The sequence below is a fragment of the Orrella sp. 11846 genome (genome assembly GCF_048820935.1).
Taxonomy (GTDB): domain Bacteria; phylum Pseudomonadota; class Gammaproteobacteria; order Burkholderiales; family Burkholderiaceae_B; genus Algicoccus.
Genome location: NZ_JBMERD010000001.1, coordinates 115,718 through 136,868, shown reverse-complemented (window position 1 = coordinate 136,868; position 21,151 = coordinate 115,718). Strand labels below are relative to the sequence as shown.

Sequence of the window (21,151 nt, the reverse complement as noted above, 5' to 3'; positions counted from 1 at the left end):
GTCAACCGATGGAGTAGGTAGTGACATTAACGGAATTGAAATATATCGTGGCATTAGCCAGAGAACGCCATTTTGGGAAAGCAGCAGAAAGCTGTTTTGTGAGTCAGCCAACGCTATCTGTTGCCATTCGTAAATTAGAGGACAAACTGGGTGTGACTTTGTTTGAGCGCGGTGGGGCAGAAGTCAGCATGACCCCGATTGGACAAAGAATCGTTGCGCAAGCGCACAAAGTCCTACAGGAAAGTGAAACTATTCGTGACATCGCCCGTTTGGGTCACGATCCATTGGCCGGGCCTTTACATGTTGGCGTAATTTATACAATCGGGCCGTATCTTTTACCTAAACTGATCCCTTTGCAAATTCAAAAGACACCACAAATGCCTTTGATTTTGCAAGAAAACTTTACGGTCAGATTGATTGAGCTCGTACGTCAAGGTGAATTGGACTGTGCCATTATGGCTGAACCCTTACCCGATGCGGGGTTGCAGTCCTTAGTCCTGTATGAAGAAGACTTTGTCGTTGCCGTCCCGAGCAAACATCCGTGGGCAAACAAAGAATCCATTGCAGCCGACGAGCTCAAACAAGAAAACATGTTGCTTCTGGGGAGTGGTCACTGTTTCAGAGATCATGTGCTCGGGGTCTGTCCGGAGCTCTCTCATTATTCAGATACCTCTGAAGGCATGCAACGCACATTTGAAGGCTCTTCACTAGAAACCATTCGCCATATGGTTGCAGCAGGAATTGGGGTGACCGTTATGCCGCAAACCGCAGTGGCTGCCACGGATCCAAGTGAATCAGCGCTGATTCGATACATTCCGTTTAGAGATCCGGTGCCCAGTCGTCAAGTTGTTTTAGCTTGGCGCAAAACATTTACGCGCTTACCAGCAATTGAAGCTCTCGCTGAAGCGATCATGGCCACCGATTTACAGGGTGTACGTCGAGAACTCATGGTTTAAGCCGCGTTCTTGCCATGGAAATATCACTTAAACACGCGTGAAAATGTTATGCTTAAAGCATCAATCACAATGTTAAGGAGTACGCGATGACAGATAAAAATAATGCACCCGCCATCAATATTGGCATCACTTCAGAAGATCGTGCCGCGGTTGCGCAAGAACTCTCCAAGCTGCTAGCCGACTCGTACACTTTGTATTTGATGACCCACAATTTTCACTGGAACGTGACGGGTCCTATGTTTAATGCGTTGCACCAGATGTTCATGGATCAGTACACCGAAACATGGAACGCACTAGATGAAATCGCAGAACGTATTCGTGCCTTGGGTCACTATGCACCAGGGACTTACGCCGAATATGGCAAGCTTTCAACCATCGCAGAGCCACAAGGTGTGCCTAGCGCCATGGAGATGATTGAAATGCTGGTCAAAGGCAATGAGGCTGTTGCTAAAACGGCACGTGCTGCCTTTGCAAAAGCCGATGCCGCCAATGATCAGCCAACCGCTGACATTCTCACGCAGCGTCTGGATGTGCATGAGAAAAACGCATGGATGTTGCGTTCCATGCTGCAGTAATGGGACACAGCGCCGTATTGCACCGAGTCGGGCTTTATGCCCGACTCGTTCGTATTGATAAGCCTATTGGCACACTGCTGCTCATTTGGCCCACACTTTGGGCACTATGGATTGCGGCCGAAGGTGTGCCACCATGGCCCATCCTCCTCGTTTTTGTTGTTGGCACATTTTTGATGCGCTCTGCAGGCTGTGCAATCAATGATTACTTTGATCGTGACTTTGACTTGCATGTCGAACGCACGCAGCATCGAGTACTGACAACTGGTCAGATTCAACCCAAAGAAGCGTTGCTTGTTGCAGCCGGTCTGTCGCTCATCGCATTCTTTTTAGTGCTCTTATTAAATACACTGACCATCCAGCTTTCATTTGTAGCTTTAGCCATTGCGGCCACATATCCACTGATGAAACGCTTATTTGGTGTACCGCAGGCCTATCTCGGGATTGCCTTTGGCTTTGGTATTCCCATGGCGTTTGCTGCGATCAATGACACAGTCCCCGCCATTGCGTGGATTTTGTTGGTTGCCAATATCTTCTGGGCAGTGGCCTACGACACCGAATACGCGATGGTGGATCGCAATGACGATCTGAAATTAGGACTCAAAACTGCCGCCATTACATTTGGCGAGTTTGACGTGTTGGCTATTGGCATTTGCTATGGACTCACACTTGCCCTGATGGCTTGGTGTGGTGTTTGGCTTGATTTTAGTTGGCCATACGCACTCGGTGTGTTGGTGGCTGCCGCGATTGCAGGTGTCCATTTGTACTGGATTCGTGATCGTGAACGCGATGCCTGTTTCCGCGCTTTCCGTCACAACAACTGGTTTGGTGCTGCGCTTTTTGCGGGCGTTGTACTCGAGTATGCATTGAGCGCCTGAAGTAGGGTGCTTATTTTTTGACCCCAACTTTTCAGGATGCATTTTTGTGAGTATACCTTCTAGAATTGCCTTTCTGGGTGGCGGCAATATGGCCGGCGCACTAATTAACGGTTTGCTCAGCCAAGGGTTGCCAGCTGACCAATTACTGGTGGTGGATATTCATGAGCCAACTCGGGAACGCTGGGCTACGCAAGGATTAAAAACACGACCAAAACCCGATGTTTTTTTAGAAGGTTGTGACATTTGGGTTCTAGCGGTCAAGCCACAACAGCTTCATGCTGTGACACAAGCCATTCGTCCATTTTTGAAACCGGACACACTGGTCATTAGCATTGCTGCGGGGATTTCTCTCTCAAGCTTGTCGAACTGGTTGGGTGAAACGGATCAACCGTTTACCAACATCATTCGAGCTATGCCGAACACCCCAGCCCTTGTAAATCAGGGGGTCACAGGCTTAGCAGCTGGCAGCGGCGTGAATCAAGCTCATCAGGCACTGGCTACACAGGTCCTAGAAAGCGTAGGGCAAGTCGTTTGGGTCGTAAACGATGCGCAAATTGATGCCGTCACTGCTGTCTCAGGCAGCGGACCTGCTTATGTGTTTCGATTTCTGGAATCGCTCATCGCAGGCGGCGTTGAAGTTGGCCTAAGCGCAGATGAAGCGAAAGCCCTTGCGATTGCAACCGTACAGGGTGCGGTAGCTCTGGCAGCCAATAGCCAAGAACCTATCCACGCCTTAAGAGAAAACGTCACTTCAAAAGGCGGAACGACCGCGGCGGCACTGGATGTCTTGCAGTCAGAGGGTTTTATGGAGACAATCGTCAAAGCGGTTCAAGCTGCACACATCCGTGCTGCTGAGTTATCTGATGAGTTCGGCCAGATCTGAACGTAATCGACACACACCGTACAGCAAACAGAGCAACAAATAGAGCGACGGTTAAAGATCGTCATCAATAAGAATCTGGAGAATAATTGATTATGAGTCAAGGTATGCGTATTGCAGTTTTAGCTGGCGACGGCATTGGTCGCGAAGTGATGCCTGAGGGTTTGAAAATCCTCGAAAAAGTGGCCAAAAAACTCAATCTGAAACTCACTTTTGAGCATCACGAATGGGCGAGCTGCGAGTATTACGCCAAACACGGTCAAATGATGCCAGATGACTGGAAAGATCAACTCAAAGATTGCGATGCGATTTATTTTGGAGCAGTGGGCTGGCCTGATACCGTGGCTGATCACACCTCACTCTGGGGTTCATTACTGAAGTTTCGTCGCGAATTTGATCAGTACATCAACCTTCGTCCAGTACGTTTGTTTGATGGGGTTCCATGCCCGTTGGCCGGTCGCAAAGCTGGTGACATTGATTTCATGGTCGTACGTGAAAACACTGAAGGTGAGTACACATCACTAGGCGGTGTTTTATTTGAAGGCACTGACCGTGAAATCGTGGTTCAAGAAGCCGTCTTTACCCGCACAGGAACTGATCGAGTTCTTAAATTCGCCTTTGATATGGCTCGCCAACGTGCCCGCAAATCCTTAACCATCGCAACCAAATCCAACGGCATTGCCATCAGCATGCCTTATTGGGATAGTCGTGCTGAGGAAATGGGCAAACAATATCCAGACGTTGCCACTGAAAAACATCACATCGATATTCTGTGCGCACGTTTTGTGTTGCAACCCGATCGTTTTGATGTGGTGGTGGCATCCAACCTCTTTGGTGATATTTTGTCGGATCTGGGCCCTGCATGTACAGGAACCATTGGTCTTGCACCGTCCGGCAACCTCAACCCAGATCGTCTCTTCCCATCTTTATTTGAACCCGTGCACGGTTCAGCGCCCGACATTTACGGAAAAAACATTGCAAATCCCATTGCTATGATCTGGTCCGGTGCCATGATGCTTGACTTCTTGGGGCGCGGATTGCCAGAGGCAGAGCAGGGTGCATGGATCCAAGCGCATGATGAGATTGTCAAAGCCATTGAAACGGTTCTGATTGATGGACCTAGAACACCAGACCTTGGTGGGTCTGCTAGTACTCAAGATTTAGGTAATGCAATTGCGGCTCTAATCTAAAGATAATCTACGTTGTTTGATTGATCGACCAGAACGCTCAATAGCTTCTGGTCGATTACTTTAGGGGCTTCGTTTTATCAGTACGAATGGTTTATCTAACTAATTAACGCAATGAATTCACAAAGGCCTCTAGCGTTTCTTACGATCATCTTGCGCTTTAGTCCGTTGGGCTTGTAATAACGCAATATGCTGGCGATAGGCTTGTAATTCACCGGCCGCCTCTAATGTTGGATAGGCTGCCGCAGTGATGTGAGAATGAATCCGTTTAAAGTCACGCAAAATATCCAAATGTAACGAGCTTGTCTCAATACTTTCAATGCGACCTTCACGCAGGCGTTGCATGTGATTCTCTGACGCAGCGAGCTCGAGCTCACTGATTCTGGACTTTTGCGCAAGTAATTCTTTGGCTAAACGCGTATCTGACGTCAAAAACACCGTCATCGCCAAACGCAAATTGTCGCGGACAATGCTTTGAAATTCCAGCAAATCATCGGCGCCGTCTTTGGAGAATTGCAATTGGCGCTTGATTTTCTTATTGGCCAGCTCCACCAGATTTTTTTCAATAATATCGCCAATATGTTCCAGATTGATTGCCATGCCCATGATTTCCATGGCGCGATGACTTTGTCTGTCATCTAAGCTTTGCTGCGTGACTTTCACTACATAGAGCTTCACAGCCTCATGCAAACGATCAACGATATCGTCTTTTTTACCGACATCAGAGATTAAATTGCGGTCATTTGTCAGTAATCCCTTCATTGTGTTATCTAACATGGCATCGACCAGATCACCCATGCGCATGGTTTCTCGCGTGGCTGTTGTGAGTGCGACAGCCGGTGTTTCAATCGCACTTTCGTCAAGATAGAGTGGGGCGCCTGGATCGGCCGTTTTACGACGATCAGGTAGTAACTTTTCCAGCAATCTCGAAAACGGCATCAAAGGGACAATAAACAGTCCGGCCATAATGAGATTAAAGAGCGTATGAAAATCCGCAACTGCCCGACCTGGATTCAATTCGATGGAATGTAAAAAATTGCCAATCGGATCCAGCAACGGTACAAAGATCGCACAACCCACAATCCGATTGATTAAATTGCCCACAGGTAAACGTCGGTCGGCTGGATTGCCACTGCCAACACCTTCAATCAATGGATTAATGGCAGAACCCAAGTTCGCCCCAAGCACCAATGCCATGGCAGCCGTCGGTGTCAGTACTTCGGAATATGCTAATGACATCGTGAGTAGAACCGTGGCCACGCTAGAATGCGAAGCCCAGGTGAGGGCAGCGCCAATCAGAATGGTTAAGATCGGGTCACCCGTGATTGACATGAACAACTCATGCACAACCGGTGCTTGTTCAATTGGGCTTAACGCTTGCACGAGATTTTCTAACGCAAGCAACATCAAGCCCAGACCAATCGCGACACGCCCCAAATCTCGATAAATTGTTCGGCTGGCTCGTTTAAAACTAATCACACCCACCAAAATCATAACGGGCGCAAATGCCGACGTATCAAAAGAGAGCACCTGTACGATTAATGTCGTGCCCACATTGGCACCGAGCATGACCGCCATGGCCGGGGCAAGCTGGACTAAACCTGAGGCCGTAAACGAGCTCAGCATAAAAGCCGTGGCTGTACTGCTTTGTAAAACGGAGGTCACCCCAATACCCGCTAGAAAAGCACGGGTTCTATTACGCAGCACACTGGAGAGCCAACGGCGCAGCTTGGCACCAAATGCACGAATGATGCCGGACTGAACCATATGCAACCCCCATAGCAGGAGTGCAACGCCGCCCATCAGCTCTAACAGTATTGTGACGCCCATGTATCGGGGGACCCTTATTCAGAAACAAGACAAACCACCGATTCATCGCATTGCGGGGTCAGAACCGTGGTTTGTTCATAAAACGTCAATGGTATCACTGAGGATCAAAAAGACCGAATCATTCAACTATGTTGCCACCCAACTTTACATAATACACATTATGCGATTTCAGTCATAATTTTCAGATATAGTTCTAGACGAGTCTGCTTCATCAAAAACACCTAGATCAAACATTCCCCGTCTAGCTTTGCGTGACTAATCACATACTGGATTAATCACTCGCTTCAATCAGAAACAACGGATGGGTTTCTAAATACGTCTTGGCGTATTCCATTTCGCCCCAGGCTTGCGCATGTAATGTGAATAAAGGATCACCCAGCGCCACGGTGTCTTTAAAGTTGGCATGCAGATCAATCCCTGCCATTTGTGCTTCAGGCGCACCGAGTAACTTCGCCAGTCTCGATAAGCGCCTATTGTGTACGTCACGGATCACGCCGGATTGGTTCGCACGCACGAGGTGTTGAATCGGTGCTGTCTGAGGTTCTGTAAAACCACCTTGCGCCTCACAAATCGCCATAAATCGCTCCAGTGCTTTACCCTGATCCAGAATGCTAACGGCGTGCAGCATGCCTTGACCGGGTTTGACGATTTCACAAAACTCCAGGAGCTCAGCAGCAATTTTTAGTGCCCGTTCACGCAAATCTTGCGGTGCGTCGGCTTCACAACGTAAAACCTTAAGAACATCACGCGCTTCCAAAGCCGGCCCGATACCGCGTCCAACGGGTGCACGACCATCGGTGCGAATCGCACGCAGATGTAAACCATTGGCAAATGCAACTTCAGTCAAAACTTTCTCAAGATGAATGGCCTGTTCCTGAGTTCGGATCTTGGCAGTTGGCCCCACGGGAATATCGATTACCACGTGGGTGGCACCTGCTGCAATTTTTTTAGATAGAACAGATGCCACAAGCTGGGCATCACTATCAAGCTCTAAAGGCCGAGCGACCCGAATCAATAAATCATCCGCTGGACTTAAAGCCAGCGCACCACCCCAAACCAAACATCCCCCCTGCTCTTGCACGACGCGCTTCATGTCTTCAACAGACAAATCGACAGGCGTCACCACTTCCATCACATCGGCCGTACCTGCAGGCGATGTGATGGCTCGGGATGATGTTTTAGGCATAGTGACACCGCAAGCAGCCATAATCGCCACCACAATGGGGGTGGTTCGATTACCTGGCAGGCCTCCCACACAATGTTTATCGGCCACCGGAGTTGCACCCCAATCCAAATACTCACCGACATCCACCATAGCTGCTGTTAGATCGGTAATCTCCTGGATCACGGGTGGATGCGCTGCCATTGCAGTTAAAAAAGCCGCGATATGGATATCGGTGTAGCGACCTTTTGAAATGTCTTTAATAATCGCATCAAAGCCATGGCGATCGATCTGTACACCATAAATCTTTCCGCGCACTTCACTTAAAGAGTCCATTACGGGCGCTTGTGCAACGATAATTTCATCACCTTCCTGAACCCCCAATGCGGCTTGTGCGCTCATCGATAAACCAATCTCACCACACTCGATCATGTCCGAGTGAATCACATTCACTGTCGCGACAATTCGGATGTTACAAGCAATCAGTTCAACGCGCGTTTGCGCCTGAATCCCTTCGGAACGAACAATATGGCAATCCATCTGTAGAAAAGCCACATACTCCTGCATCGTGTCTATGCCTAACTCTTTATATTTCAGTGTTGTATCAGCCATAGTTAAAGTCTTTTATTAGTTATTTTAAGGATAAATTTTGTTTGTGGTTTTACTCAATAGATTACTTTAATAGTTTTAAATAATCTATTGATAATGTTATCAATCAACCCAAAACGACCTGCTCACCCAAGAGTGGTACGCAGCAATTCAATTGAAGCTCTCTCTCAATGCGTTGCCTGAGCGTATCGGAAGCTGTCGGCTCACCGTGATTCAAAAAGACGCGTCGAGGTGGCGAACTGGCGCTTCTCAACCAATCTAACAACTGACTCGCATCAGCATGCGCGGAAAATCCGTTAATGCAATGTACAGCCGCACGTACGGGAAGTTCTTCACCGAATACACGCACAGTGGGCTCTCCACTCACCATGCGTGCACCCCGAGTCCCACCAGCCTGAAAACCCGCAAACACAACAGAGTTACGATGATCCGTCACGAGTGTGCGCAAGTGATGCAAAACCCGACCGCCCGTAGCCATGCCGCTTGCAGAAATGATAATTCTCGGAAACTTAATCGCATTGAGCTGCTTGGATTCTTCGACGGTTCGAACCATGTGCGCCACATCAAATATATCCTGAATGCCGCGTCGGCTAAAACGGTGATCTTCGTGATGCTTCTCATAAAGCTGGGTGAGATTCACAGCCATCGGACTATCCAGAAAAACTGGAATATCTTGCCCAATGATGTGTCTTTGCTTCATGGACGAGATGGCATGCAAAAGCATTTGCGCTCGACCCACCGCAAACGAGGGAATAAGAATCGCCCCACCCCGTCGCACCGTTTCATTAATGATTTCAGCCAATTCCTCTTCTGGGTGATCATGATGATTAGGCCGATTACCGTAGGTCGACTCCATCACGACATAATCTGCATCACCCACGGGTTCTGGTGACATCATGATTGGCGCATCAGCACGACCCAGGTCGCCAGAAAACAGAATCTCCTGATCTCGAATATGGATACGCACACTCGCAGCGCCCAATATATGTCCCGCATACTGCAAAGTAACATTCACGTTGGGCAGAATTTCTTGCTTCTCATGAAACGTTAATGGCTCGAAAAGCTTTAACGTTTCAGCCACATCCGAAGAGTTATAGAGTGGTTTTGCAGGCGCATGCTTGGTTGTTTTATGCCGGTTTGCGTATTCTGCCTCTTCTTCTTGAAGCTTGGCACTGTCTTTGAGTAGCACTTCGCACACATCGATTGTCGATTTCGAGGCGTAAATGGGTCCTTGATAGCCTTCTTTCACCAACAGCGGCAACGCGCCACTGTGATCTAGGTGAGCATGAGTCAAAACCACGGCATCCAGTTTGCGCACGTCAAAGGGAAACTGTGCCCAGTTCAATAGACGTAGGTTTTTAAATCCCTGAAATAAGCCGCAATCAATCAGAATTTTGTGCATGCCATCGCGGATCAGTGTTTTAGAGCCCGTGACGGTCCCTGCCGCCCCCAAAAAATCTAGCTTTAACTGTGTGTCCATGACGACTGCCCTCCTTTCTGATTAAACGAAGGCTGACAATGTAGCGTGCGCAGTCCACACTTAAAAGACTAAAACCTGATTTGATCTCATCGGATTTGTACGGATTTCAACCTTGCGCATAACCCATCATCAATCACCTTCTCGATCAAGACGACTTCAAATGACCTCTATTAATGTCCCATTTGCGCACGTTCTTGTGCGTAGCGTAAATCCTGATCGTATTGTAATCTGGCTTTGGCCAGACATTGATTACGTTCCTGCGCATCACTGAGCGCTTGGCATTCTTGTTTGGCGATGGCGTAAGCCGCTTTGGCTTCACGCTCAAAGGTTTTCAGGATCTCATCGTAGGAAGCTGCTGGCGCCAAAATGTTGTCTTTGGAATCAGGCGCCAAACGTATTCTTTCAGTTGTTTGTGCCTGCACCAGACTCGATCCCGCTGCGGAAACTCCCAACACACAAGTTGTCAGCAACACATTTCTGAGACGCTTAATTGTCAACATCACGCTCTATCCTATAAAAGTCAATTTGATTCATCTTATGAACATCATAAACTGTCTGCTGCCCCATCTGCGAATACGACCTGAGCACAGTACTGACTTTAAGCGCAGTTGCTAAACTTAGATGTAGACTGACAACCACACCACTTGTGCGCAAACACTGGTCTAGAGTTGTCCTCTCTGAGAGAATCTATGCTGACTGCGAATCAGAGTTGGCACTTAAAACGCAATCTGAATCAGTACAACCCATGTGACCCAAATAAATTTCGACATCGCATCAACGCGACCAAAGGATTATTTTGACGCTGACACAAAACAAACTCACTGATTTTGTGGTGAATGATATTCACGGACAACCTTACCCTCTGTCACAACATGCGGGGCAAGTTGTTCTGATCGTCAATGTCGCTTCCCGTTGCGGCTTTACGCCTCAGTATGCTCAGTTACAGCAATTATTTGCTGATTATGCATCACAAGGCTTGGTTGTTTTAGGTGTGCCATGCAATCAGTTTGGCCAACAAGAGCCTGGAACATCAGATGAGATCTTAAATTTTTGTCAAACGCGCTACGACGTGCAATTTCCGCTCTTATCCAAAATGGATGTGAAAGGCTCAAACCAGGCACCTCTTTTTACATGGTTGACGTCTAAAGCACCTGGGTTACTGGGCACAAAAGCCATTAAGTGGAATTTCACCAAATTTCTGATTGATCGTTCTGGCGAGAATGTTCAACGGTTTGGGCCAAAGACCCCACCCATCTCTCTTAAACAACAAATTGAGCAACTTTTAATCAACAAACAAAACTAAACGGAGCACACAATGATTGACTTTTATTGCTGGCCGACACCCAATGGTCAGAAAATCGCACTCTTTCTCGAAGAAACTGGACTGCCCTACACTATTCATCCGATTAATATCGGTAAGGATGAACAGTTTCAACCTTCTTTTTTAGAAATCTCCCCCAATAACCGCATTCCTGCGATTGTTGACCACGAGCCTACCCAAGGTGGCGGTCCTGTTTCTGTCTTTGAATCTGGCGCGATTCTGATGTATTTAGCTGAAAAAACAGGAAAATTCACCAGTACCGATTGGCGCAAACGCTTGCAAATCTCTGAGTGGTTGTTCTGGCAAATGGGTGGCTTGGGCCCCATGGCCGGACAAAACCATCACTTTGGTGTCTTTGCTTCTGAACGCATTCCTTATGCTATCGACCGTTACGTCAAGGAAACCGCTCGTCTCTATGGTGTTTTGAATAAACGCCTCGAAGGCCGTGAATTCATTGTGGACGAATACTCCATTGCCGATATGGCTTGTTTCCCGTGGGTGAATTCCTATGAGCGCCAGCAGCAGGATCTGGATGATTTCCCGAATTTGGCCCGCTGGTTTGATGCCATTGCGAGCCGACCGGCAACCCAACGCGTTTACGAAATAGGTCAGACTATCAGCGAAAAAGCAACGCCATTAAATCGTCGGTAATTGGCAGATTCGGGAACTTTGCGTATTCTGAGGGTGTCTATTTGACGCCCTCTATGCATTGTTAAGGAAAATTTTTTATGTCTTCGTTTAAAAAACTGCCTCTTCTGATGTCGGGTGTTGCTCTGGCCTTTTCAGGTTCTGCGCTTGCCCAGCCTATCGCCACACAAAACGATACAAGTCCACTGGCCTATACCGAACTCAAGCAGTTCGTCACAGGCCCTTGTCAGCAAGATCGATGTGCACAGCTTCAGGTTTCAACGGTTCAGTTTGATAAACAAGAAGCATTTTCTCGTCAGGTGAACCAAAAACTGCTGTCAATGGCCAGCAGTCTGACGGAAAAACCTGCGGGTTTTGATTCAGTAGACGCATTGATCAAAAACTTTGACCGTCATGCCACTTGGCGAACTATCGAGTTTCTTGAAACAGACGTTTTGCGCAATCAGCACAATCTGGTTGTTTTAAACCTAGAGCATTACATCGACACAGGCGGTGCACATGGTGAACCCAGTAGTCAGTATGTGAACTGGCTTACCGGCGCGCCCGCCTTTGCAACGCTTGAAACCATGCTCTTACCCAATGCACAAGCTGCTTTTGAAGCGCGTCTAAAAGCGCAACATCAAAAATGGTTGGCTGAACAGAAAAAACAAGGCAACATTGACAACATCGATGATTTCGTAAAAACCTGGCCTTTTGCGACAACGGATAATGTCGCTCTGATGCCCAATGGCTTAACGGTCACATTTGCCAAATACGTGTTGGGTCCCGGTTCCATGGGTCAACCTAGCCTGACGATCCCCTACTCTGAACTCCAAGGTGTTTTAAAGCCTGAGTTTCTGAAAGCTGGCAGATCGTAAGACGCTTAAGCCAGAGTTAAAGGCATTTAACCTTCAAATAAAAACCGCATAAATCTTGAAATCTCAGGAAGTTATGCGGTTTTTCAATGCTGCTAAACCCGCAGCCCAATATGTTTACAATCTGTTTCTGATTAGTCTGCTTTCTTTAACGCCGCGCTAGTCTGACGCAAGGCAGTGCGCAAGCCTTCTTCAATCACAGGGTGATAAAACGGCATTTGCAGCATCTGCGAAATCGTCATGTTTTGCTGAACCGCCCATGACAACAGATGACCAAGATGCTCCGCACTAGGTCCAACCATTTGTGCTCCTAAAAAACGGCCCGTTTGTTTTTCTGCATATAAATGGAGCACGCCACGATTTTTAAGCATGACTCGTGAACGACCTTGATTCGAAAAGCTCACAGAACCGGTTACATACTGCCCTTCCACCAGCTCATGAGGCCCTTGGCCCACGGTCGTAATTTGTGGATCTGTAAAGATAATGCCCAAATGTGCACGTCTCAACCCAGGTTGCACATCCGGATACTTCGCTGCATTCAAACCCGCAATCGAACCTTCATCAGCGGCTTCATGCAATAAAGGTAGATAGCCGTTGACATCACCTGCAATAAAAACTGGCTTGTCTTCGATTTGCATCGTTTGCGTATTAAAGCTTGGCAAACCAGATTCATCGACCTCTATGCCAGCTTTGGACAGATCCAGTACCGCAAGGTTGGGACGTCGACCCGTGGCCATCAGTGCATAATCAAACGATTCTGTCACTTCCTGACCATCTAAATTCACATAGCGTACGCGAACCTGGTCATCCACTCGGGATGTTTCCAAGATTTCGGCTTTCGTATCTAAGTAGAAATCTTTCTGAAAAATGGTTTTGGCTTCTTCTCGTACAACGGGATCCGTCAGCCCGGCAAGCGATCCACTCACACCAAAGACACGAACTCGAACACCCAGACGTGACAAGGCCTGACCCAGCTCTAAACCAATCACGCCCGGTCCAAAGACGACCACGCTTTCAGGCAAGTCTTGCCAGTCAAACACATCATCGTTGACGATCGCTAGATCACCCAGGGTCTTAAAGCTCTCAGGAATATAAGGTGCGGATCCAGTCGCTATCACAGCACTTTTAAACTGAATCTGTGTGTGGTCTTCGACTTGTAGCGTATTCGGTCCGGTAAAACGCGCATAGCCAACCAAACGGTCCGTTTCAGGAAAGCCTTCGACATCCTCTAACACAAACCCCACAAAACGATCGCGCTCGCGTCGGACTCTATCCATGACGGCGACACCGTCAATCTCCACATCACCGTTTACATACACCCCAAAATCTCGCGTTGTACGCACTGCATGAGCCGCATCGGCTGCGGCAATCAGGAGTTTGGAAGGCATACAGCCCACACGAGCACAGGTCGTACCATAGGGTCCGCCATTGATTAAAAGCACTTTTTGGCCTGTCCGAGCAGCGGCTCGATAAGCGGTCATGCCTGCGGTGCCCGTTCCTATGATAGCGACATCGGTTTGAATTGTTTTCATCTGCATCCTATAAGGTCAAATCAACTTGAGAATTGAAAGCGCTCTATTTTGTCATACCGGCGCCCAAAGCTGACAAAGACTGACATTCTTAATTGGATTGGCGCTGTGCATCGCGCTTACTAATCACATCGCTCAAGGCCTTGGCTAAATCCTTATGCCCACCATTTTTAGCTGCGGCCACTGCATTTTCTCCACTGAGGTTGATGGCTTCAGGATCCGCACCAGCTTTAAGCAGAATTTGCACAGCCGTCAAGCCACCTGTTTGAGCAGCCATCATGATGGGTGTCGTACCATCGGGTGCAGGTGCATTGGGCATGGCGCCTAGTCCAAGCAAATATTCCACGACATCCGCGTGCCCTTTCGCTGCTGCGTAATGCAAAGGTGTCCATCCTAGGTGATTGATCTGTGCACCTTTAGCCACCAGTTTTTTGGCGCGCTCAAGATCGCCCACGAGCGCCACATACATCAAAGGCGTTTCCTGGTAACCATTCATAATGTCAATTTCAGTTTGTGGGTGCGCCAAGACCACATCAAACACACCCCACGCACCATCGCGCACTGCTTGCATAATCAGCGGATTACCGATTTCTGTGCGAACATTTGGATCGAGCCCACTATTCAATTGCGTACGCACTCGATCACTGCGATCATTGGCTACATCAATCCAAAAGTCTTTAGAAGTCGGAGAGGTTTGTGCCTGAGATATCAAGCTAAATGACATCAACAAAGTAAATAAAAACAAATAGATATAGGATTTTCTTAAACTGAAATATGTCATATTAACTCTTCTTAATGTTTAACATGATGTTTTTCATCTATCTTATTAAAAAGATTGAAGAAATTTTGAGTTGTGGATTGCGCAATCTGATCAAGACTGACAGACTTCAAGACGGCCAGTTTTTCAGCTACGTGGATCACTTTGGAAGGATCGTTCTGTTTGCCACGATATGGCACAGGCGCCAAATAAGGTGAATCTGTTTCTATCAGCATACGCTCTAGCGGAATCGATTTGGCTGTTTCCTGAAGATCTTTGGCACTATTAAAAGTCACAATCCCAGAAAAAGAGATGTAAAAACCCATCGCCATGCAAGCCTGTGCCATCTCCAGAGACTCTGTGAAACAGTGCATCACGCCACCGACTTCATGGGCTTTTTCTTCTTCCATGATGCGTAAAGTGTCTTCAACGGCATCACGCGTATGGATAATCAAAGGCAACTGCGCCTCACGCGCAGCCCGAATATGGGTTCTAAATCGCTCACGCTGCCACGTCAAATCACCTTTCGCATAGTAATAATCTAACCCCGTCTCACCAATGGCGACCACTTTAGGATGCTGCGCACGTGTGACTAAATCATCAATCGTTGGATCGATTGCATCCTCATAACCCGGATGCACACCGACGGACGCCCAGAGCGTGGGTTGTGCATCGACCATGGTCATCATGCTATCCCAATCGGGCAGATTGACACTGACGCACAGGGCTTGTTGCACACCATTTTGTTTCATTTTTTCGGCAATGGCTGGGTAATCATCACGCAGCGCATCAAAATTCACATGACAGTGTGAGTCAATAAAAATACTCATGAATGAACGGTATCCACTAATTTCTGTAAACAAGCACGGATAAACAACCGTGCATTAAAAGGATGTTGCGCAAAACGGCGCTGTTCTGTAATCCATTGCTGCCAATGCATCCACTGGGTCAACGGCTGACGTGCTGCCAATGCCTGAATCGGCGCTTGTAAGGTCACAAGATAACGCACAGGTTGCTGCGCACAACTCAGACACAAGTCAATGGCTAGACGCTGCAAACTATCCAACCAAGCGGTGGCTTCCACATCCTGTAAAGCTGTCTGAATCGCAGCCAAATTGGTTTGACCTTGTCTGGCCAAATCAGTAATTAAAGTCTGCAACCAGCCTGGACACGGGCTGTCCATGGTTTGTGACAGCAACTGCGCTTGCACAGGCGCCCCACCCGCCATTGCGAGCCAGGACTCAGGGTTTTGAACACCTTGCGCTTTCAGCCACGTTTGGGACACCTGTATATCCGGCGTCGGGAGTAGACGCCGTTGGCAACGCGACAGAATGGTCGGTAACAGCCGATCGGGTGTGGGCGTAGACAATAAGAACAACGTATTTGGGGGCGGCTCTTCAAGCGACTTGAGTAAAGCGTTGGCACTTTCAACCATCAGGGCTTGTGCCGGATATAAAAGCACAATGCGCCAGCCTGATCGATGCGTGCTGCGATGATACCAGGGCTCAAGCGCACGGATCTGATCAACTAGCAAGTGCGATGACGGCTTGGTGGTCGTTGAACTACGAGGCTTGTCAACTTCGATTGATTCCTGAGGGTTATCAAGCGCTTCTTGAATCTCAACGGCAGAAGGTCGCACTCGCATCAAATCTGGATGATGGCCCAGCTTAATCCACAAACAAGACTGACACTGACCACAGGCATCAATCCCTGAAGGTGTTTCACATAAAAGGCGTGCTGCCAGCGCCAAAATGAGCTGCCGTTTGCCAATGCCTTCTAAGCCATGAAACAACCAGGCGTGGGCCATTTGATCCTGTTGCGCAAGCCATATTTGTGCAAAATCACGTTGCCAAGGGTAATAAGCGAGATTCAAACGAGCTTTCCTAAGAGATTGAACTCGATCGTGCCAAACGATCTAAATCTACGCCGAGCTCATCACGAATCGCTTCAATCGACTGACTGGCATCAATCACTAAAAACCGGCTCGGCTCGTTTTGAGCTAATTGGTGGTAGGCTCCGCGGGTTCGCGTAAAGAAAGCGGCATCTTCGCGCTCAAACCGATCCAAATCGCGGCTACCGGTCATCCGCTGGCGCGCTGTTCCTAAGTCAAGATCAAACAACCAAGTGCGATCAGGCTGAAGATTAGGATGTACCCATTGCTGTAACGCTTTGATGCGGGCTGTACCCAGTTCTCGCCCTGCCCCTTGATATGCAAAGCTCGCATCCGTGAAGCGATCGCAAACCACCCAGGTCCCTTGTGCGAGCGCGGGCTCAATTGTTGTGCGAAGATGCTCACAACGGGCCGCAAACATCAAAAGCGCTTCTGTTTCAAGCGCCATCGGCGTACTGAGTAAAATCTCACGCAAACGCTCACCCAACGGTGTACCACCAGGCTCACGAGTTAAGAGCACTGGAATCCCCAGTTGTCTGAGATGCTCGGCGGCCCATTCCAGATGGGTACTTTTACCCGCACCATCTACACCTTCTAGGGTTAAAAAACGACCTCTTGTGGTCTTCACAATCTTCAGTGCTCCTTTCTAAATAAATAGGTCCAACTTACCCGTGTATGACATCAAGGACGAGCTTTGTCGCCAGCCGTGTCAGACTGCGGCTTGGCCGGTGGTTTACCTTTACCCAAAATATACATAGACACGTTGCGATTGTGATCGCGCAGATTTTTAGCAAATTCACTGCTGCCATCACCGCGTGCCACAAAATAATAATAATCGTGCGCCTCAGGATGTAAAACAGCTTCGAGTGAAGCGCGACTGACTGTCGAGATCGGACTCGGTGGCAAACCATTGCGCGTATACGTATTCCAAGGTGTATCTCGCTGTAGGTCCGCTTTACGAATGCGACCCTGATATAAATCACCCATGCCGTAAATCACCGTGGGATCGGTCTGTAATGGCATCCCAGTTTTTAAGCGATTGATAAAAACACCGGCAATGCGCGCTCTTTCGGCATGACGGCCAGTTTCTTTTTCGATGATGGATGCCAAAATCAACGCCTCATAAGGTGACTTCAGGGGCAAGCCTTCTTCGCGCTCATCCCAGGCTTTTTGTAGAATTTCTTGCTGCGTACGCACAGCACGACGCAGAATTTCCTCATCGGTCGATCCAACAGGGAATAAATAAGTATCTGGAAACAACCATCCTTCTAGGTAGGTCTCATTCAAACCCAAATGCTTACTCAATTTTGTTTGATCTGCTAGCAGTTCATCGGACAATGTTTTTGTAATATCCGGATGGTTTTGTAGCGTTTGTAACACCTGAGGAACCGTCCACCCCTCAATAAAAGCCACTTGACGCTGAGACACATCGCCACTTGCCATTTTATTGAGTACATCCCAGAGACTTTCGCCTTCACTGATCTGATAACCACCTGCTTTAATCAGACGATCTTTCTCGCTCAGACGAGCCAACCAGATAAACGCCTCTCTGGGCATGGTGACACCGTGCTCAATCAGGGTGTCAGCAATCGCACCCAAGCCTGCACCGCGAGCCACTCGCACATCGATTGTTGTTGCAGACAAAGCCAGCGGTTGATGCACCCAGTGCCAAGCATAGCCCGCGAGCGCACCCGCGGCAATCACAGCAAGCAACAACAGCACCAGCAGAGTTTTAATCATCCAACGCATTGAAAAAGCAGCTCCAGACTCGTGCCAATAGCAACTAATCAGTTGAGATAAGGAAGATGGCGAATCGAACAAACTGAGAAGCAGCAGCCCCAGTCTTAGGACGGGTTTGCCACCATTGACCACCGAACGTAGGTATCATTTTGCCATAGCTACCACAATGTTGGCGGTCGATGCACTGAACTGCCGTGCTTGATCGTTGACATTGCCATGTGCATTTGATGAACTGAACAACTGGAAAAAATATGCAAGCAAAGCAATCGGGGGTTGCCACACTCGTTTCTTGCCCGGAAATCATTTGTATTGAAGTGCAAGGTGCCGACGCAATCACTTTTTTACAATCACAACTCACACAAGATGTACAGCTTCTGAGCCAAGGTCGTGCAGCGCTCTCAGGCTACTGCAGCCCAAAAGGCCGATTACTGGCAACCATGATTTTATTGCCAGGGCCCACTGCAGAAGACGTGCGTATACTGATTCGAGCCGATTTGGCTGAGAGCTTTTTAAAACGTATCCGAATGTTCGTGATGCGCAGCAAAGCCACATTTACCGTTAGAGACGATCTAAGTATTCTAGGATTAAACTGGTCTGCCGATGCTGTCCAAGCCGACTGGCCATCCTTACCAGACACAGTTTGGCAAACCATCACAACCGAACAGGGACAGATCACTCGCGCACCCTCCAAAAACACAGATGAGGCTCGGGCTTGGCTTGTACGTCCCACCGACAAGCCAATGGCTTTTGAGGGTCAACTCAAACCTGCAGACAATCAAGACTGGCAAGCACAAGACATTCTGGCGGGACTGCCTTGGATTGCTGAAAGTACGCGCGATTTATTTATCCCACAATCGCTCAACATGGATTTGATTGATGGCGTGAGCTTCTCGAAAGGTTGTTACCCAGGTCAAGAAGTTGTCGCACGTGCGCACTACCGGACGCAAGTCAGACGTCGTATGCACGCTGGACAAACGCTGGAGTCTAATATTGAACTTGCACCCGCCGCCGATATTGTTGAGAAAGATGCATCCGACAGACCCGTTGGTCGCGTGATTCAAACGGCTCAAATCAATCAAGGTGCACACGCCGTTGTTCTGTTTGAAGCTCCCCTAGACAAGCTAGATCCAGAAAAGCTTGCCGTTATGAATGAAGACGGTGCACAAGCGATTGAGCTCGTGGCACTGCCCTACAGCACAGCGGCTGAGTAATTCAACGCCTCAGATTGGGCAAGCACAAGCTTGTTCAATATAAATGAGCCGCCCATTTAAAACGGCTGATTCGCCATCAAAACGAATCAGCCGTTCATTACTTTAATAACGCATTTAAATCAGGTCAGCGAGTTTTAACGTCCTAATGTCGCCAATGGATGGGATGGATCGTCAATGCTCAATGCAAAATACGGTGCCATCCAATCACCTGCCGTCTCTTCGAGTGTGGCGGGCTCCCATTTAGGTTGTCTGTCCTTATCAATCAGCACCGCACGAATGCCTTCTTGGAAGTTGCCCGCAGCTGCGCATTCCACGGCCACGCCAAACTCCAGGCGGAAAATATCTGCCAATGACATGTGGCGGGCGCGTCTCAACAACTCCCACGATAAGCGTGCTGTGCCTGGACAACCATTCATATAAGTCTGGCCTGCTCTGGAGAGCCATTTGTCTTCATTCTGGCTCAATGCCGCAATACTCACACCGATACGCTCAAGGTCATATTCCTGGCAGATCCGATCGATCAGTGCGCGATGAGACTCCAAAGGACCGGTCTGCAACTCAATGGATGGCAATGCATGAATTAAATCAGTGACTTTCTGGAAATCCTCGGCTGTGCGTGCCCAAGGCGTGCTTTGCAACGCTTGCAACAAAGGCTCCCATTGGTCGCGGGCGAGCGCATGATCCGCAAATCCACAATAGATGGCATCAGAAGCACCGATCAAGGCCCCTGTGAGCGCCAAAAAGAGGCCTGTATGACCTGGGCTACGGGATAACAACCAGGAGCCACCCACGTCCGGGAACAAACCGATGTTGATTTCTGGCATGGCAAGACGCGACGTTTCAGTCACAACCCGATGACTACAACCCGCCATCAGACCCATACCACCGCCCATTACAATGCCATCCCCCCAGCAAATGATGGGTTTGGGGTACGTATGGATCAAATAATCCAGCTCATACTCTTCAGCAAAAAAACGGTTGGCGTGTTCATTGGCACTGGCAGGTTGACCTTTGTATTCAATCATCGTGTCGTACAGGCTGTGCAAATCACCACCTGCGCAAAACGCTTTTTCACCAGCCCCCCGGAAAATCACCGCAACCACTTCAGGTTGTTGCGACCAGTCTTTGAGCGCTTTATCCAGGATACGGGTCATTTCCAGATCCAGGCTGTTTAGCGCCTGAGGACGATTTAACGTTGCAATCCCAACCAAACTACCATCTGTACAGCTGATCGTTTCAACCAACAAACTATTTTCCATTCGAGCGTGCTCCTTTAGCAATTTGTTTTTTGCGGTGTTGTGCGCGACGACGCCGGGACTCTTTGGGATCAAACACCAAAGGTCGATAGATTTCAACCCGATCATTCGGGTTCAACTGCGTATTGGCTGAGCAGCGCTGACCATAGATGCCTACACCTGCCCGAACCCAATCCACTTCCCGAAACGCCTGCTCAAAACCGCTTGCCTCAATGGCGTCCTGTACACAGGCGCCCAGCGTCAGCGAACATGACTTATACCAGATAAGATCACTGGTCACGGCATAACACACCGTGACTTCAAAGGCATCCGGGTTCACTTCATGATTTTCAGGTCGCGCACCCGCTTGAACAGACACACGCTTTGTCATCAATTTTGCGCGAGAAACCC

At 48.5% G+C, this 21,151-nt stretch carries 21 protein-coding genes; 9 read left to right on the top strand and 12 right to left on the bottom strand.

Going from position 1 to position 21,151, the window contains the following annotated elements:
- Positions 1 to 20 precede the first annotated feature (20 nt).
- From ACOI06_RS00685 to ACOI06_RS00665, 5 genes are all read left to right on the top strand, one after another.
- Complete coding sequence (locus tag ACOI06_RS00685; RefSeq protein ID WP_420660510.1) at positions 21 to 956, top strand: LysR substrate-binding domain-containing protein; 936 nt, start codon at positions 21 to 23, stop codon at positions 954 to 956.
- Between the two features lie 86 nt (positions 957 to 1,042).
- The gene (locus ACOI06_RS00680; protein ID WP_420660509.1) at positions 1,043 to 1,531 is read left to right on the top strand and encodes a Dps family protein; all 489 of its coding nucleotides are present in this window, start codon (positions 1,043 to 1,045) and stop codon (positions 1,529 to 1,531) included.
- Positions 1,504 to 2,406, top strand: a complete 903-nt coding sequence (ubiA, locus tag ACOI06_RS00675; RefSeq protein ID WP_420660508.1) for a 4-hydroxybenzoate octaprenyltransferase — start codon at positions 1,504 to 1,506, stop codon at positions 2,404 to 2,406. Before ACOI06_RS00680 ends, ubiA begins: the two co-directional genes overlap by 28 nt.
- A gap of 46 nt (positions 2,407 to 2,452) precedes the next feature.
- Positions 2,453 to 3,289, top strand: a complete 837-nt coding sequence (proC, locus tag ACOI06_RS00670) for a pyrroline-5-carboxylate reductase (protein WP_420660507.1) — start codon at positions 2,453 to 2,455, stop codon at positions 3,287 to 3,289.
- A 92-nt stretch (positions 3,290 to 3,381) separates the two neighbouring features.
- Positions 3,382 to 4,476 carry a tartrate dehydrogenase gene (locus ACOI06_RS00665; protein ID WP_420660505.1) on the top strand — a complete coding sequence of 365 codons (1,095 nt, stop codon included), beginning with the start codon at positions 3,382 to 3,384 and terminating at the stop codon, positions 4,474 to 4,476.
- Positions 4,477 to 4,605: 129 nt separating this feature from the next.
- On the opposite strand, the gene ACOI06_RS00660 is transcribed toward ACOI06_RS00665, so the two are convergent.
- From ACOI06_RS00660 to ACOI06_RS00645, 4 genes are all read right to left on the bottom strand, one after another.
- Entirely contained in the window at positions 4,606 to 6,303 is a 1,698-nt protein-coding gene (locus ACOI06_RS00660; RefSeq protein WP_420660504.1) for a Na/Pi cotransporter family protein, read from the bottom strand.
- Positions 6,304 to 6,574: 271 nt separating this feature from the next.
- A complete protein-coding gene (locus ACOI06_RS00655) occupies positions 6,575 to 8,077 on the bottom strand; it encodes a thymidine phosphorylase family protein (protein WP_420660503.1) in 1,503 nt (500 codons plus the stop codon).
- Between the two features lie 103 nt (positions 8,078 to 8,180).
- Complete coding sequence (locus tag ACOI06_RS00650; RefSeq protein WP_420660502.1) at positions 8,181 to 9,554, bottom strand: MBL fold metallo-hydrolase; 1,374 nt, start codon at positions 9,552 to 9,554, stop codon at positions 8,181 to 8,183.
- 170 nt (positions 9,555 to 9,724) lie between these two features.
- Entirely contained in the window at positions 9,725 to 10,054 is a 330-nt protein-coding gene (locus tag ACOI06_RS00645; RefSeq protein WP_420660501.1) for a hypothetical protein, read from the bottom strand.
- A 296-nt stretch (positions 10,055 to 10,350) separates the two neighbouring features.
- Between ACOI06_RS00645 and ACOI06_RS00640 the strand changes: the two genes are divergently transcribed.
- The 3 genes from ACOI06_RS00640 (at position 10,351) to ACOI06_RS00630 (ending at position 12,380) form a co-directional block, all read left to right on the top strand.
- Positions 10,351 to 10,857, top strand: a complete 507-nt coding sequence (locus tag ACOI06_RS00640) for a glutathione peroxidase (RefSeq protein ID WP_420660500.1) — start codon at positions 10,351 to 10,353, stop codon at positions 10,855 to 10,857.
- A gap of 12 nt (positions 10,858 to 10,869) precedes the next feature.
- Complete coding sequence (locus tag ACOI06_RS00635) at positions 10,870 to 11,526, top strand: glutathione S-transferase N-terminal domain-containing protein (protein WP_420660499.1); 657 nt, start codon at positions 10,870 to 10,872, stop codon at positions 11,524 to 11,526.
- Positions 11,527 to 11,603: 77 nt separating this feature from the next.
- Positions 11,604 to 12,380: an RsiV family protein gene (locus ACOI06_RS00630; protein ID WP_420660498.1), complete on the top strand. Its 777-nt coding sequence runs from the start codon at positions 11,604 to 11,606 to the stop codon at positions 12,378 to 12,380.
- 131 nt (positions 12,381 to 12,511) lie between these two features.
- Here the strand turns inward: ACOI06_RS00630 and ACOI06_RS00625 are convergent, their stop codons facing one another.
- The 6 genes from ACOI06_RS00625 to mltG all read right to left on the bottom strand — a co-directional run bounded on the left by ACOI06_RS00625 (position 12,512) and on the right by mltG (position 18,303).
- A complete protein-coding gene (locus ACOI06_RS00625) occupies positions 12,512 to 13,909 on the bottom strand; it encodes a dihydrolipoyl dehydrogenase (RefSeq protein ID WP_420660496.1) in 1,398 nt (465 codons plus the stop codon).
- 88 nt (positions 13,910 to 13,997) lie between these two features.
- The gene (locus tag ACOI06_RS00620) at positions 13,998 to 14,687 is read right to left on the bottom strand and encodes an ankyrin repeat domain-containing protein (protein ID WP_420660494.1); all 690 of its coding nucleotides are present in this window, start codon (positions 14,685 to 14,687) and stop codon (positions 13,998 to 14,000) included.
- A gap of 11 nt (positions 14,688 to 14,698) precedes the next feature.
- The gene (locus ACOI06_RS00615; RefSeq protein ID WP_420660716.1) at positions 14,699 to 15,487 is read right to left on the bottom strand and encodes a TatD family hydrolase; all 789 of its coding nucleotides are present in this window, start codon (positions 15,485 to 15,487) and stop codon (positions 14,699 to 14,701) included.
- 2 nt (positions 15,488 to 15,489) lie between these two features.
- Complete coding sequence (gene holB, locus ACOI06_RS00610; protein WP_420660493.1) at positions 15,490 to 16,536, bottom strand: DNA polymerase III subunit delta'; 1,047 nt, start codon at positions 16,534 to 16,536, stop codon at positions 15,490 to 15,492.
- A gap of 10 nt (positions 16,537 to 16,546) precedes the next feature.
- Entirely contained in the window at positions 16,547 to 17,182 is a 636-nt protein-coding gene (tmk, locus tag ACOI06_RS00605) for a dTMP kinase (protein ID WP_420660492.1), read from the bottom strand.
- A gap of 53 nt (positions 17,183 to 17,235) precedes the next feature.
- Entirely contained in the window at positions 17,236 to 18,303 is a 1,068-nt protein-coding gene (mltG, locus tag ACOI06_RS00600; RefSeq protein WP_420660491.1) for an endolytic transglycosylase MltG, read from the bottom strand.
- A gap of 242 nt (positions 18,304 to 18,545) precedes the next feature.
- On the opposite strand from mltG, the gene ACOI06_RS00595 reads away from it, so the two are divergent.
- Entirely contained in the window at positions 18,546 to 19,505 is a 960-nt protein-coding gene (locus tag ACOI06_RS00595; protein WP_420660490.1) for a YgfZ/GcvT domain-containing protein, read from the top strand.
- 134 nt (positions 19,506 to 19,639) lie between these two features.
- Here ACOI06_RS00595 and ACOI06_RS00590 read toward each other — a convergent pair whose 3' ends face one another.
- Entirely contained in the window at positions 19,640 to 20,764 is a 1,125-nt protein-coding gene (locus ACOI06_RS00590) for an enoyl-CoA hydratase/isomerase family protein (protein ID WP_420660489.1), read from the bottom strand.
- Positions 20,754 to 21,131 carry an RnfH family protein gene (locus ACOI06_RS00585; RefSeq protein ID WP_420660488.1) on the bottom strand — a complete coding sequence of 126 codons (378 nt, stop codon included), beginning with the start codon at positions 21,129 to 21,131 and terminating at the stop codon, positions 20,754 to 20,756. Before ACOI06_RS00585 ends, ACOI06_RS00590 begins: the two co-directional genes overlap by 11 nt.
- Between the last annotated feature and the right edge of the window lie 20 nt (positions 21,132 to 21,151).